Here is a 13,628-nt window from a genome sequence, read left to right as displayed (position 1 = left end):
GGCCCCAGTTTGCTGCTTCCTGCATTCCGGTCGGAATTACTTCAGTCTCACTTTCGGCTCGTTCTTGCAATTCATCGGCTTATTGCTGTCGGGAATTCCTCGATGCGTGCCCCGTCGAGGAAGGCTCTCCATGAGCCGTGCAGCTCGCACGAATGACCGCTCCGCAGACCGCGCCGCAGACCGTTCCACACCCTCCGGAGAGTTCGCGCTGCCGGTCACCGTCACTCCGGCCCTCCCCGCGGCTGCGACCTTCAGTGAACTGGACATGCCGGCCGAGTTGCTGGAGATGCTCACCGGCCTCGGCCTGAACGAGCCGTTTCCGATCCAGGCCGCCACGTTGCCGAACTCCCTCGCAGGACGCGACGTCCTGGGCCGCGGGCGCACCGGGTCGGGCAAGACGCTCGCCTTCGGTCTGGCGCTCCTCGTGCGCACGGCCGGGCAGCGTGCCGAGTCGCGGAAGCCGCTGGCCCTGATCCTCGTCCCCACACGCGAGTTGGCCCAGCAGGTCACCGATGTGCTCACCCCGTACGCCCAGTTGCTGAAGCTGCGGCTGGCCACCGTGGTCGGCGGCATGTCGATCGGCAGGCAGGCCGGCGCGCTGCGCGCCGGGGCCGAGGTGGTCGTCGCGACTCCGGGCCGCCTCGCGGATCTCCTCGAGCGCAAGGACTGCCGCCTGGACCGGGTGAACATCACCGTCCTGGACGAGGCCGACCAGATGGCCGACATGGGCTTCATGCCCCAGGTCACCGAACTGCTGGACCAGGTACGCCCCGACGGTCAGCGCATGCTGTTCTCGGCCACGCTCGACAGCAACATCGACCTCCTGGTGCGCCGTTACCTCCATGACCCGGTGGTCCACTCGGTCGACCCGTCGGTGGGCGCGGTCACCACGATGGAGCATCACGTGCTGGAGGTGCACGGCGCCGACAAGTTCGCCACCGCCACCGAGATCGCCGCCCGTGACGGTCGCGTGCTCATGTTCCTGGACACCAAGCACGCTGTCGACCGGTTCACCAAGCACCTGCTGAGCAGTGGCGTCAAGGCCGCGGCGCTGCACGGCGGCAAGTCGCAGCCCCAGCGGACCCGCACCCTGGCCCAGTTCAAGGACGGTCACGTCACGGTCCTGGTGGCCACCAACGTCGCGGCCCGGGGCATCCACGTCGACGCCCTGGACCTCGTCGTCAACGTCGACCCGCCCGGCGACCACAAGGACTACCTGCACCGCGGCGGGCGAACCGCGCGCGCCGGCGAGTCCGGCAGCGTCGTCACGCTGGTCCTGCCCGACCAGCGCCGGGACATGGCCCGTCTTCTGTCCGACGCGGGCATCAGGCCGCAGATCACGCGGGTCCGCTCCGGCGAGGCCGAGCTGAGCCGCATCACCGGCGCCCAGGCCCCCTCCGGTGTCCCCGTCGGCGGAAGCGGGCCGGTCGTGGAGCGCCCGAAGCGTGGGGGTGCCCCCTTCCGAGGTATGGGTACCCGCCCGGGGCGGGCCGGTCGCGAAGGCGGCGAGTCCCGCCGGTCTGCCGAGAGCCGCCAGATCGCCGAGGCCCGCAAGGCTGCCCGGGTCCGTCGCGGCGCATAGCTCGTGCCGGGCGGGTCGGCCCATCGGCCCTGCCACTCGCCCCTCGTCGACTCCGGTCACGGCCCGGTCGGCATCGCCGGTCCCGAACAGCGCGAAGGAACCCGACGCGCTCGCCCCCGCCGCCGTCCTGGTCTCTCCTACTGCAAGGGGCAGGAAGACGGGGGACGCGGCGGCCTGTGCCGGTGCACGCCCCATCCGGGCGACTCTTGCGGGTGGCAGGATCGCTCGTACAACCGCCGCCAGTCGCTGTTCGGTACTCGCACAGCCCGGAATCAACGGAGAACCATGGCCGAGTCCACCACCCCTCAGGCCAGTGCCGCCGCGCTGCTGCGCCGCCCCAAGCTGTGGTTGGTGCCCACGATCCTCACAGGGCTGCTCGCCCTGCTGCTGTCCCTGCTCTACATGGGCGGGATCGTCAACCCCAACCGGGACCTGCACGATCTGCCCATCGCTCTTGTCAACAGCGACACCGGCAAGCCGCCGGCCGGACAGAAGCAGAACCTTGGCACCCAGGTCGCCGCCGCGATCGGCGCCGACACCGCCGGCGGCAAGGCCGAGTGGCGTACCCTCACCCGCGCCCAGGCCCAGGAGCAGCTCGACTCCGGCAAGGTCTACGGCGCACTCGTCATCCCGGCCGACTTCACCGACTCGGTCACCGCTCTGACCACGACCGGCGCCACACAACGGCCGGTGCTCACCGTGCTCACCAACCCCGGCAAGGGAAGCCTGGGCTCCTCCCTCGCCGCCCAGATCACGACCCAGGCGGCGCACCAGGTGTCGGGGACCGTCGGCAGACAACTCACGGCAGCCGTCGGCACCCGGGCGAATTCCACCACCCGGCTGCTGCTCGCCGACCCGGTGAACGTCGTCACCAGGGTCGGCCACCCCATCGGCGCCCACAGCGGCCTCGGCCTGACCGCCTTCTACTACACCCTGTTGCTCGTACTGGCCGGCTTCATGGGCGGCAACGTGATCAGCAACGGCGTCGACACCGCCCTCGGCTACGCCGACAACGAGATCGGCCCCTGGCACACGCGCCGCCCCACCGTGCCGATCAACCGCACCCAGACGCTGCTGTTGAAGATGGGCATGACCGCGGGCATCACGCTCGTCAGCGCCTCGCTGGTGATGCTGTCATGCGTGGCCATCCTCGACATGGACGCCTCCCACCTGCCTTTGTTGTGGGTCTTCTCCTACTGCGCGGCCCTCGCCGTCGGGCTGGGCGTGCAGGCCATCAACGCCGCCTTCGGCGGAATCGGCCAGCTGGTGTCCATGTTCGTGTTCATCGTCCTGGGCCTGCCGTCCTCGGGCGCCACGGTCCCGCTTCAGGCGATCCCCGACTTCTACCGTTTCCTGTCCCACTTCGAGCCCATGCGCCAGCTCAGCGACGGCGTGCGCGCCATCCTCTTCTTCGACGCCCGCGGGGACGCCGGACTCACCCGCTCCTGGATCATGATCGCGATCGGCACGGCCCTCGCCCTGCTCTTCGGCTTCGCGATGACGAGGTACTACGACCGCAAGGGACACGAGCGCCTCACTCCGCAACCCGCCTGACCCCACGGCCTCTGTACGGCTGACCGTGGCCGTTGCACCGAGGCGGTGCGCCGGGTGACGGGGCGAGGCGATGCAGCCGGCCCCGTCACACCTCGTGCGGAGCGAAGAGCTCCAAGTGGCCGCAGGCACGGCAGCGGTGGGCGTCAATCTGGAAGCGCGGCCGGCCGAAGCGCTTGGCTCCGCCCAGAACCCCGCGTTGCAGGGGCCCGGGGATCCACCGCGCGTACCCCCGGGAGTGGTCGCCGGAGTCCTCGACGAACCCCGGCTCCAGGTCGAACCCCTGGCATTGAGAGCACCTGATCTCCATACCCGCACTGTAGAAGCTCACCGGGCCCCGGTTTTCCCCGACCCCTGCCCCGTCGTTCACCGTTGGCCGGGACTGAGATAGGGTCCCCCCGGGTTCCGGCTACCGAATGAAGACATGCCGGTACGGGGAGTGTCGGAGGGGCGGCAAAGCATGGAATCCCAGGTGGGCGACGGCGGATCCGTGGACCTGGACGGCGCGCGGTTGGAAACGATGACTCCCGAACCGCTGCTGACCCGGGACTACGAGACACGCCCCTCACTCGTCTACGAGAGGCTGCGGCAGCGGCACGGCCCGGTCGCGCCGGTCGATCTGCTGGGTGTGCCTGCGTGGTTGGTCCTCGGCTATCGCGAGGCGCTCGAGGTGCTCCAGGACGACGCCGGGTGGCCGAAGGGGCTGGAGAACTGGCGGGCCCGCTCGGAGGGCCGGGTGCCGGCCGACTGGCCGCTCGGGCCGTCCCTCGAGGTCAATCATGTGCTGATCCAGGGCGGGCCGGGCTACCGGCCGTTGCGGACGGCGTGGGACGCGGCTCTCAAACCGTTCCAGGACCCGCGTCACCCCCAGGCGAAGAGGCTGAAGACGGCCGTCACCGCCTACGCCGACGAACTGATCAGCCTGGTGGGGCAGGCCGGCGGTACGGGTCTTGCGGACCTGTCCGCCCAGTTCTCCCGTCCGCTGCCGCTGATGGTGGCCAGCCATCTGCTCGGCTTCCCCGGTTCCCAGGGCGACGACGCGCTGATGGACATGTGGCGGGTGCTGGACGCCGGTCCGGACGCGGAGCCCGCCCTGGAGCGGCTGCTGGCGGCGCTGGCGGAACTCGCGGCGGTGAAGCTGGAGAAGCCGGGCGACGACTTTCCCTCCTACCTGCTGGCCGCGCACCCCGAGCTCACGCTCGACGAGCTGGCCCGTGAGCTGTTCATGCTGCTGGGCATGACCTCCGACCACGTCGGCATCCTCATCTCCAACACGGTGGTCGAGGTCATCTCGGGCGAGGGCGGCGTGCGTGCCAGTCTGTCCGCCGGGATGGTCAGGGAGAGCATGAACCGGGTGGTCATGCGCAAGCCGCCGCTGGTGAACTTCGTGCCGCGCTTCGCGGCCAAGGACACCCCGCTCGGCAACTACACCATCCGGGCGGGCGATCCGGTGTGGGTCTCCTCCGCGGCGGCGCACGCCGACCCGCTCTTCGCCGACAACGTGTGTCCGAGCACCACGGTCAGTACCCGGGCACACCTGTCGTGGGGTGCGGGCCGCCGTCAGTGCCCGGCGCGCGAACTCGCCTCGACGGTCGCGGCGGTCGGCGTGGGCCGGCTGTTCGAGCGGTTCTCCCACCTGGACCTCGCCCTCCCCGTCGACCAACTGCCGTGGCGTTCCTCGCCCTTCATGCGGGGCCTGCGCTCGCTGCCCGTACGGTACGAACTGGCCGCGATGCCGGAGCAGCCGTCGGCGCACACCCCGGGCGCGGAGCCGGCCGAGTCGGCGGGGGCGGTGCTGCCGGACCCGGCCGTCCGGCAGCGCTCGTCGCTGTGGCGCTATCTGACGGGACTCATCGGCGTCGGCCGCTGACCTCGGGACGCACATCGGGCGCCCCGAGGTACCGGCGTGCGTCGGGCTACGACTGACGGACGACGCGGCCCAGTTCGATGCGGTCGATGTTCGGGGCCCAGGCGCTCGCGTTCGCGAAGGTCACGCTGTTGGCGCCCTTCTTGAGGTCGACGGGGACGCCCAGGGTCCAGTAGTCGTGCTCGCTCCAGGTGTTCTTGAAGGTGACGTTCCGTGGTGCTCCGGTGCCGACCGTGATGTCCGCCGTACGGGACATGATGTCCGTGTTGTAGGCGTGGCCGTTGTCGCGGCGGTCGTTGTGCGCGTAGTGCACGACCAGCATGTAGCGGCCGGAGTCGGGCGCGTGCACCGTGAACCGGGCGGTGCTGGAAGGGCTGTTGCCGAGATCGCCGATGTAGGAGCCCCCGAAGGCGTGGGCGGAGTCGACGAGCCTGGCCCCTCCCGCCAGGGTGGCGGACGCGGCCTCGTAGGAGAGGGTGCCGGTGGTCGAGCCCGTGCCCGAGACGTCGAGGGAACGGACGGCCGCGTGTCCGGAGGTCAGCGCCACGCGGTTGTTTCCCGCCACCAGGTAGAGCCGCAGCGGCCTGCTCGGCGCCGCCGTCACCTTCTCGCCGTGCAGAGCGAGTTGCACCGCCGCCGAGGACCGCGGCACCACCGTGTAGTAGCCGTCGCGCGGGGCGTACACGTCGAACACGGCCTTGTCGCCCCGGCGCAGGACGAGGGCGCCCGTGCCCACACCGGCCGAGGAGGAGTAGTCGTACGACGGCCTGCCGCTGATGTCCGCGAGCGTCGCCTCGTACGACGCCGACGGGGTGCTCGTGCGCGCGGTCAGGTCGATGCGGTCGAGGGTGACCTCGGCGTCGCCCTTGGCGAGCGTCAGCACATGGGTGCCGGCCGACAACTCCACGCCGAGGTCGTTCTTGGCGCGGTAGGTCCAGTTCTCCGTGGAGGGATACGTCACCGTGACCGGGGCCGCGCCGTCGACGGACAGCTTCTGGGTGGCGGGGGCGCCGGACTGGTTGCCGTACAGGACCGTCAGATCGTACGTCCCGTCCGCCGGGACCGTCACCGTGAAGTCCACTTTGCTGGCGGCGGTGTTGAGGGAGCCGACGTCCTTGGTGCCGGAGGCCGCGTAGCCGTTGGCGTTGCTCACCGTGCCCTGTGTGTGGACCTGGCCGCCGGTGATGGCGGCGTCCTCGGCCTCGTACGACGCCGACCAGGGGACCGTGGCGGCGGACGGGGTGCCGGTGCCGCCCGGGGTGAGCACGATCCGGTACGCGGACATCTTGTGCCCGCCGCGCAGGGGCACGGTCACCGAACCGTCGTCCGCCACCTTGAGCTTCGTACGGGCGAGGACCCGCGGGGCGGCGTGCTGCCCCTCGTAGCCGGACCAGGCGGCCTCGGCGACGGTCGCGGTGACCGTGCGGCCGAAGACGGACCGGGGGACGTTGCGCACCACGACGTCCGCGTCGCCGTCCGAGCCGCCGAGCAGTACCTGGGCCTGCCTGCGTGAGGTGTCGAGGGAGGCCAGGCCCTGGAGGGTGTCGATGGTGTCGGCCTGCGGCGGGGTGACCTTGACGGTGTCGCCGGTCAGTCCCGCGTACCAACGGAAGAACCACCAGCCGCCGTTGGGGATGTTCGTCCGCACCACATTGCCGTCCATGTTGCCGGCGGCGTCCCAGTAGGCCTGGTTGGCATACACCTTGTTCCGCTCGAACATCGAGACCCACTGCACGAGTTGGCCCGGCACGGACAGGTCACGGCGGTTGGCGTACTCGTCGATGCTGATCTTCAGCGGGGCTATGCCCAACCGCCGCTCGATCGAACGGTAGTTGTCGTAGTGGCCCTGGAAGTCGCGCAACGAGCCCGAGCTCAACTCGTGCCAGGTCAGCACCTGGGGCAGGACGTTCTCCCGCTTGGCGAAGGCGAGGAAGTCGGTCATCAGCCGGGTGTGGTAGCCCGTCTCGTTGGGGCCGGCGATCCTCGCGTCGGGATCGATGGCGCGGATGCGCTGGTACACCGTCTTCCAGTCCTTGAAGAACCGGTCGCGGTTGACCTCGTACTGCGCCTGGTCGGCGACGCCGATGTTGTACCAGATCCAGTCGGGCTCGTTGAACGGGATGTAGACGAACCGGTCGCTGTTCGGGTCGGCCGACACCTCCTTGACGATTCTGTCGACCTTGGGGAGGTAGTCGTCGATGCCGAGGTCCTCGTACGGCCACTTGGCGTAGATGTCCTGCATCATGACGTTGATCTCGCCGCCGCCGTTGCGGAAGAACGACCGGGAGACCGAGAGCGCGTCCCCGTTGGGGTGCTGGGCGCCGCCCTCCGGCTTCTGCGAGATGCTGGTGATCTTCAGCGGCTCCAGCGCGGCGTCGCTGGGCACACCGTCGTCGCTGAGCCCGTACAGCGCGCCGTTGGCGCCGAGCAGCACCGGGCCTTCGGAGGCGGCGAGGTCGACGGTGAGACGCTGCGGGTCGATGGGGGTACCTCCCGCTCGAGCGGAGTCGAGAGTGGGGGAGGCTGCCGCCGGGCCTGCTGCGGGAAGGGTGCCTGCCATGGCGGTGACTCCAAGTGCGGTGGTGACAAGGGCGGTTCTCGTACGGGTTCGACGGGTTCTCGTACCGGTGCGGGGGCTCACGCTGCTGGACCTCCGGTCATTTGACGGCTCCACTGGTGATTCCGGACACGATCTTTCGCCGGCCGACGAGGAACACGGCGACCATGGGCAGGCTCATCACCACGACGTACGCGAAGACGTGATGCCAGTTGTTGAGGCAGCCGAGCTGTCGCGCACGTTCGGACGCGTGCGGAAGGTCTACAACCTGGCGCTCGCCGCCCGCACCGAGGCCTGGGCGCGGCAGGAGCGGGTCAACTACAACCAGACCTCGGCCCTGCTGACCGCGTGGCAGAAGACCGAGGAACTGGCGTTCCTGGGCGAGGTGTCGTCGGTGCCGCTCCAACAGACACTGCGGCACCTGCAGAGCGCGTTCACCAGCTTCTTCGCCAAGCGGGCCAGGTACCCGCGTTTCAAGTCGCGGAAGAAGTCGCGCAGGTCGGCCGAGTACACGTCCAGTGCGTTCCGGTACCGGGACGGGAAGCTGACGCCGGCGAAGATGTCCGGCCCGCTGGACATCGTGTGGTCGCGGCCTCTGCCTGAGGGGACGGTGCCCTCGACGGTGACGGTGTCGCAGGACGGCGCGGGCCGCTGGTTCGTCTCCCTGCTGTGCGAGGACCCGACCGTGGTGCCGCTTGCGGCCACGGATGCGGCGGTCGGGGTCGACGTCGGCCTGGACCACCTGCTGACCCTCTCCACCGGCGAGAAGATCGCCAACCCCCGGCATGAGCGCCGGGACCGCACCCGCCTGGCCAAGGCCCAACGCAGTCTTGCCCGCAAGGCGAAGGGCGACGGAGTCAACGGCAGGAAGGCCCGGACCAGGGTCGCGAGGATCCACGCGCGGATCACCGACCGCCGCCGGGACCATCTGCACAAGCTGACCACCCGACTCGTTCGTGAAAACCAAACGATCGTGATCGAGGACCTGACCGTGCGCAACATGGTCAAGAACCGGAGACTGGCCCGCGCCATCGGCGACGCGGCATGGGCGCAGTTCCGGAACATGCTGGAGTACAAGTCCGCCTGGTACGGGCGGGAAGTGATCGCGGTCGACCGCTTCTTCCCCTCCTCCGAGCTGTGCTCCGCGTGCGGCACCCTCGCTGAGAGGATGCCGCTCAACGTCCGCACCTGGACGTGCGACAACTGCGGAACGACCCACGACCGGGACGTGAACGCGGCGAACAACCTTCTGGCCGCCGGGCCGGCGGTGTCTGTCTGTGGAGCCGGTGTAAGACCTCAACGGAGAACTCCGGGCGGGCAGTCGGCGACGAAGCAGAAGACCCCTCGGCGCGAGCCGTAGGAATCCGCCTCGTTCGCGAGGGGAGGAAGTCAACACGTGCCTTTCCGGAACAGCGGCTCGTACCGGGTGTTCAGTCGCGGGCGGGCGCGGCCCCCGAGCTCTCCCGCACCACCAGCTCCGGTACGGAGACGGGGTGCGGGGCGATCTGCGCCGACTCCTCCAGCGCCCCGTGCAGCAGGGCGAAGGCGGACCTTCCGAGGCCGGTGAAGTCCAGGCGCACGGTCGTCAGGGACGGCGTGAGATAGGCGGAGTGCGGGGCGTCGTCGAACCCGGCCACGCTGACCTCGCCGGGGACGGACCGGCCTGCCTCGTGCAGGGCGCGCAGCACCCCGAGGGCGAGGTCGTCGTTGCCGCACAGGATCGCGCTGACGGCCGGGTCCCGGGCGAGCTTCCGGCCGGCCGCGTGACCCCCCGCCGGGCCCCAACTGCCCTGCACGGGACGGGGTTGCGGTGCTCCGGCCTCCTTGAGCGCCTCGCGCCAGCCGGTGGTGCGGGCGCCGGTGCGCCGGGTGCTGGACGGGATGGCCACGTAGTGCACGGTCTCGTGGCCGAGGGAGAGCAGATGGCGGGTCGCCCGGTACGCGGCCTCGCGGTCGTCGGTCCACACCCAGGGGCGGTCGCCGGCGGGCGGGCTCGCGGGCGTCTCGACCACCCCGACGACCGGCAGCCCGGAGGGGACGGCGGCCAGGGCCCGGACACCGGCCGGATCGTAGGCGATCACGATCAGCCCGCCGCTCGCGTCCGCCGCCCGCTGTACTTCGGCGGCGACGGCGGACTCCTCCGTGGATTCGAGGACGCCGATCCCCACCGCGTAGGACGCGGCGCGGGCCGCCTCCTCGATGCCCTGGAGGATGGAGGCGTAGCCGTAGTGGGTGGTGTTGGCGGTGAGCACGGTCACGGCCCTGTTGCGCCCGCTGGCCAGAGCGAGCGCGGTGGCGTTGCGGCGGAAACCCAGCTCGTCGATGGCGGCGAGCACCCGCTCCCGGGTCGCCGTTTTGACGCTGGGATGCCCGTTGATCACCCGGGAGACGGTCTGGTACGAGACTCCGGCGGCCGTCGCGACGTCCCGGATGCTCGCCGGACGCCTTGTGTGACCGGTCACATTCATGCCAGGATTGTGACCGGTCACACAACGGTCGTCAAGAGACCGTAACGAGGGATTCACGCAGGACTGACGCGACCGCCGCCGACGCACCGACAGGGGCGGGGTCGGGAGGGGAAGCACCTTGCCCGGTACCGCGGATGCGATGCGGAGAGTCATCAACTACCCGCAGGTTCGGTTCAGTTGGGTCCATCCGGCCCTGGAGGTCGAGTTCGGCACCGCCCCCGACGGGACGCTGCGACTGCTCCGGCTGGACCGGGCCGGTGACGACCCCGGGCCCGCCTCGGACCCCGAATCCGCCCTCCCCCTGGTCGAGTTGACCGCCCTCGGCCACGGCAGCGGCTGGTCCGGCCCGCGCTTCACGGGCACGGCCCTCGGCGCGCGGCTCCGGTACCGGGCCCACCGCGGCGGCAGCCGCGCCGCACAGGAGTGGCTGAGCGTCGAACTCCACGACGAGGCAACCGGGCTGACGGCGTTCGTCGAGCTGACGTCCCCCGCCGGACTGCCCGTCCTGCGATCCCGGGTCCGGCTGCGCAACGAAGGCGCAGAGCCCGTCGTCGTCCAGTCCGTCAGCAGCCTGCTGCTCGGCGGCCTGCCCTCGCCGGACGACCTCGACGTGCACCGGGCCCGCAACGACTGGCTCGCGGAGTGCCGTTGGTACGCCGAACCGCTGCGGGACACCGTCGCCGACATCAACGTCGGCGTCCACCAGCACGACAGCCGGGCCGCGCTCGCCCTGACCGGGCGCGGCAGCTGGCCCACCGACGGGCATCTGCCGATGGGTGCGCTGACCGAGCGGGGGAGCGGCCGGACCTGGCTGTGGCAGGTCGAGTCCCCGGCCGGCTGGCGCTGGGACCTGGGCGAACGCGCCCACCGCACGTATCTGGCGCTGAACGGTCCCACGGACGCCGAGCACCAGTGGCGGGTCCGCCTCGCCCCCGGAGCGGAGTGCACGACGGTACCCGGGGTGCTGGCCCTCGGTGCCGGGTTCGACGCGGCGATGGGCGCGCTGACCTCGTACCGCCGCGCCGTACGCCGGCCGCACCCGGACCACTCGGCGCTCCCCGTCGTCTTCAACGACTACATGAACACGCTGATGGGCGACCCGACGACCGAGAAACTGCTGCCCCTCATCGACGCGGCGGCCGAGGCGGGAGCGGAGTACTTCTGCATCGACTCCGGCTGGTACGACGACGATGCCGACGGCTGGTGGGACAGCGTCGGCGAGTGGCTGCCCTCGCCGCGCCGCTTCCCCGGCGGCGGTATCCGGGCGGTCCTGGAGCGGATCCGGGAGCGGGGCATGGTTCCCGGGCTGTGGCTGGAACCGGAGGTCGTCGGGGTGCGCAGCCCCGTCGCCGCGGCGCTGCCGCCGGACGCCTTCTTCCAGCGCGACGGCGTACGCCTCGCCGAACAGGGCCGCCACCAGCTCGATCTACGGCACCCGGCGGCCCGGGCGCACCTGGACCGGACGGTGGACCGGATCGTGGGCGACTGGGGGGTGGGCTACCTCAAGCTCGACTACAACATCGTGGTGGACCCCGGAACCTGCGCGCCCGGCGACCTCGCGCCCGGGGCCGGACTGCTCGGCCACGCCCAGGCCTACCTGGACTGGCTGTCCGAGGTGCTCGACCGCCACCCCGGGCTGGTCCTCGAGAACTGCGCCTCGGGCGGCATGCGGATGGACGGCGCCACCCTGGCCGTCACCCAGCTCCAGTCCACCAGCGACCAGCAGGACCCGCTGTGCTATCCGCCCATCGCCGCCGCCGCGCCGACGGCCGCCCCGCCCGAACAGGGCGCCGTCTGGGCCTACCCGCAGCCCGGGTTCGACGACGACCTGATCACCTTCACCCTGGGCGGAGCGCTTCTCGGACGCATCCATCTCTCGGGCCACCTGGACCGCATGACGGAGCGTCAACTCTCCCTCGTGCGAGGCGCCGTGGACACGTACAGGACCATCCGCGGAGATCTCGCACAGGCCGTGCCGTTCTGGCCGCTCGGCCTGCCCGGGTGGACGGACGAGTGGCTGGCCCTGGGAATGCGGGTGCCCGGCGACCGCACGTCGTACGTCTCGGTCTGGCGCCGTGGCGGTGAGCCCGAACTCAGTCTGCCCATCGGTCACTTGGCGGGACGCGAGGTGAGCGCGGAGATCCTGCACCCGTCCGCTCCGACCGCCGGCTCGGCGGTCTGGGACGGAAGCGGCCTGCGCGTGTCGCTCCCACGCGCACCGGCCGTCCTGCTGATCCGCCTCACCCCGCAGCCCGCGAACCTGCCATGAGGCACCGCCCGTCGGCGAGAGCCTCGGGGAACCGGGGACTCCGGCTTGGTTCACGTCGCACCAGTCCGCCAAGGACCCGCACTGGAGGGACTGTTCTACGAGTACTTCCACGGCGACAACGGTGCGGGCCTCGGCGCCTCCCGTCAGACCGGCTGGACCGGCCTGGTGGCGGCCACCACGACGCTGTTCCACAGCCTCGGCGCCACGCTCCGGCACGAGGGCCGGTTCGAAGGGCGCCGGGTACGGCCACCGGTGTTCCTCGCGCGCAGACCGCGGGAGCCCGTCGACGAGCCCCTGCGCGAGTTCCACCACCGCCTGCTGCCCGCCGCGGCCGCCGTACGCAGGAGCGCATGGCGGCCGCTCGCCCCGACGGGCCGGCCGGACAACGACACCTGCCGCAACCTGCCGGCCTGGACCTGGACCTGGACGGACACCGAAGCCCCGCCACCTGGTCGTCGTCAACGACTCCGACCACCCGGCCCAGGCCCGGCTGCCCCTGCCCTGGGACGACCTGCGCGGGCGCCGGCACCGCCTGACCGGCCTGCTCACCTCACAGTCGTACGACCGCGACCGCGACCGCGACCGCGACGGCGACGAACCGGCCGACCCGGGCCTGTTCGTGGCCCTGGAGCAACGGCAGGCGGGCCCACGTCTTCGAGGTGTCGGAGGCCTTGGAGGCCCGGGAGGTTCTTGAGGTCGGCTGACCTCAGCCCATGCTCTTCGCCCCGTCCAGGGACTCGCGGATGATGTCGGCGTGGCCCGCGTGCTGTGCGGTCTCGGCGACGATGTGCAGCAGGACCCGGCGGGCCGACCAGCGCACGCCCGGCTCGAACCACGGCGCCGCCGGCAGCGGGTGGTCCGCGTTGAGGTCGGGCAGGGACACGACCAGTTCGTCGGTACGGCGCGCCACCTCGGTGTACTCCTTCAGCACCCCCGCCAACGTCTCACCGGGCAGCATCCGGAACTCGTCGGCCCGCTTGGCGAAGTCCTCCTCGGTCATGCTGGTGAAGTCGGGCATCGCCGACGGGCCCTCCAGGATGAAGTCCACCCAGCCCCGCTCGACCGAGGTCACGTGCTTGATCAGGCCGCCGAGACACAGCTCGCCGGCGGTGGTCCGCTGTCCGGCCTGCTCGTCGGTGAGGTCGCGGGTGGTGAAGCGCAGGAAGTGCCGCTGCTTGGCGAGCACCTCCAGCAGGTCGGCGCGCTCGCCGGTGGCGGTCTGGTCGAGGGTGGTGGAGTCGCTCATGGTCCTCTTCTTCCGTGAAGGCTGTTCCGCGGTCGAGGACCACCTTAGGAGCGATAGAGGTCAGATCCTGACCTAAAGGGGCGGCATC

Annotated in this window: 9 protein-coding genes and 1 pseudogene; 5 read left to right on the top strand and 5 right to left on the bottom strand. The window is 70.9% G+C overall.

Annotation, left to right across the window (positions count from 1 at the left end):
- The first annotated feature begins 130 nt into the window (after nucleotides 1–130).
- Both OG289_RS05975 and OG289_RS05970 read left to right on the top strand, forming a co-directional pair.
- Entirely contained in the window at nucleotides 131–1,582 is a 1,452-nt protein-coding gene (locus tag OG289_RS05975; RefSeq protein ID WP_327312953.1) for a DEAD/DEAH box helicase, read from the top strand.
- Nucleotides 1,583–1,867: 285 nt separating this feature from the next.
- Complete coding sequence (locus OG289_RS05970; protein ID WP_327312952.1) at nucleotides 1,868–3,136, top strand: DUF3533 domain-containing protein; 1,269 nt, start codon at nucleotides 1,868–1,870, stop codon at nucleotides 3,134–3,136.
- Nucleotides 3,137–3,221: 85 nt separating this feature from the next.
- On the opposite strand, the gene OG289_RS05965 is transcribed toward OG289_RS05970, so the two are convergent.
- Nucleotides 3,222–3,443, bottom strand: a complete 222-nt coding sequence (locus OG289_RS05965; RefSeq protein WP_327312951.1) for a hypothetical protein — start codon at nucleotides 3,441–3,443, stop codon at nucleotides 3,222–3,224.
- Nucleotides 3,444–3,593: 150 nt separating this feature from the next.
- Here OG289_RS05965 and OG289_RS05960 point away from each other — a divergent pair, with 150 nt between their 5' ends.
- Complete coding sequence (locus tag OG289_RS05960) at nucleotides 3,594–5,003, top strand: cytochrome P450 (protein ID WP_327312950.1); 1,410 nt, start codon at nucleotides 3,594–3,596, stop codon at nucleotides 5,001–5,003.
- Nucleotides 5,004–5,049: 46 nt separating this feature from the next.
- Here OG289_RS05960 and OG289_RS05955 read toward each other — a convergent pair whose 3' ends face one another.
- Both OG289_RS05955 and OG289_RS49570 read right to left on the bottom strand, forming a co-directional pair.
- Nucleotides 5,050–7,560 (bottom strand): CBM35 domain-containing protein, encoded by a 2,511-nt coding sequence (locus OG289_RS05955; protein WP_327312949.1) that lies wholly within the window; start codon nucleotides 7,558–7,560, stop codon nucleotides 5,050–5,052.
- Nucleotides 7,561–7,657: 97 nt separating this feature from the next.
- Nucleotides 7,658–7,780: pseudogene (locus tag OG289_RS49570) on the bottom strand (carbohydrate ABC transporter permease); the annotation flags it as partial.
- Between OG289_RS49570 and OG289_RS05950 the strand changes: the two are divergent.
- A complete protein-coding gene (locus OG289_RS05950; protein WP_327312948.1) occupies nucleotides 7,763–8,917 on the top strand; it encodes an RNA-guided endonuclease InsQ/TnpB family protein in 1,155 nt (384 codons plus the stop codon). The pseudogene OG289_RS49570 and the gene OG289_RS05950 overlap by 18 nt on opposite strands.
- Nucleotides 8,918–8,987: 70 nt before the next feature.
- Here OG289_RS05950 and OG289_RS05945 read toward each other — a convergent pair whose 3' ends face one another.
- Nucleotides 8,988–10,025 carry a LacI family DNA-binding transcriptional regulator gene (locus OG289_RS05945; RefSeq protein WP_327312947.1) on the bottom strand — a complete coding sequence of 346 codons (1,038 nt, stop codon included), beginning with the start codon at nucleotides 10,023–10,025 and terminating at the stop codon, nucleotides 8,988–8,990.
- Nucleotides 10,026–10,164: 139 nt separating this feature from the next.
- Here OG289_RS05945 and OG289_RS05940 point away from each other — a divergent pair, with 139 nt between their 5' ends.
- Nucleotides 10,165–12,294, top strand: a complete 2,130-nt coding sequence (locus tag OG289_RS05940; protein ID WP_327312946.1) for an alpha-galactosidase — start codon at nucleotides 10,165–10,167, stop codon at nucleotides 12,292–12,294.
- Nucleotides 12,295–13,000: 706 nt separating this feature from the next.
- On the opposite strand, the gene OG289_RS05935 is transcribed toward OG289_RS05940, so the two are convergent.
- Nucleotides 13,001–13,540, bottom strand: coding sequence for a DinB family protein (locus OG289_RS05935; protein ID WP_327312945.1), 540 nt, complete (start codon nucleotides 13,538–13,540; stop codon nucleotides 13,001–13,003).
- Nucleotides 13,541–13,628 lie beyond the last annotated feature (88 nt).

Source organism: Streptomyces sp. NBC_01235, from assembly GCF_035989285.1.
GTDB lineage: Bacteria > Actinomycetota > Actinomycetes > Streptomycetales > Streptomycetaceae > Streptomyces.
This window is presented reverse-complemented; position numbering and strand designations above follow the sequence as displayed.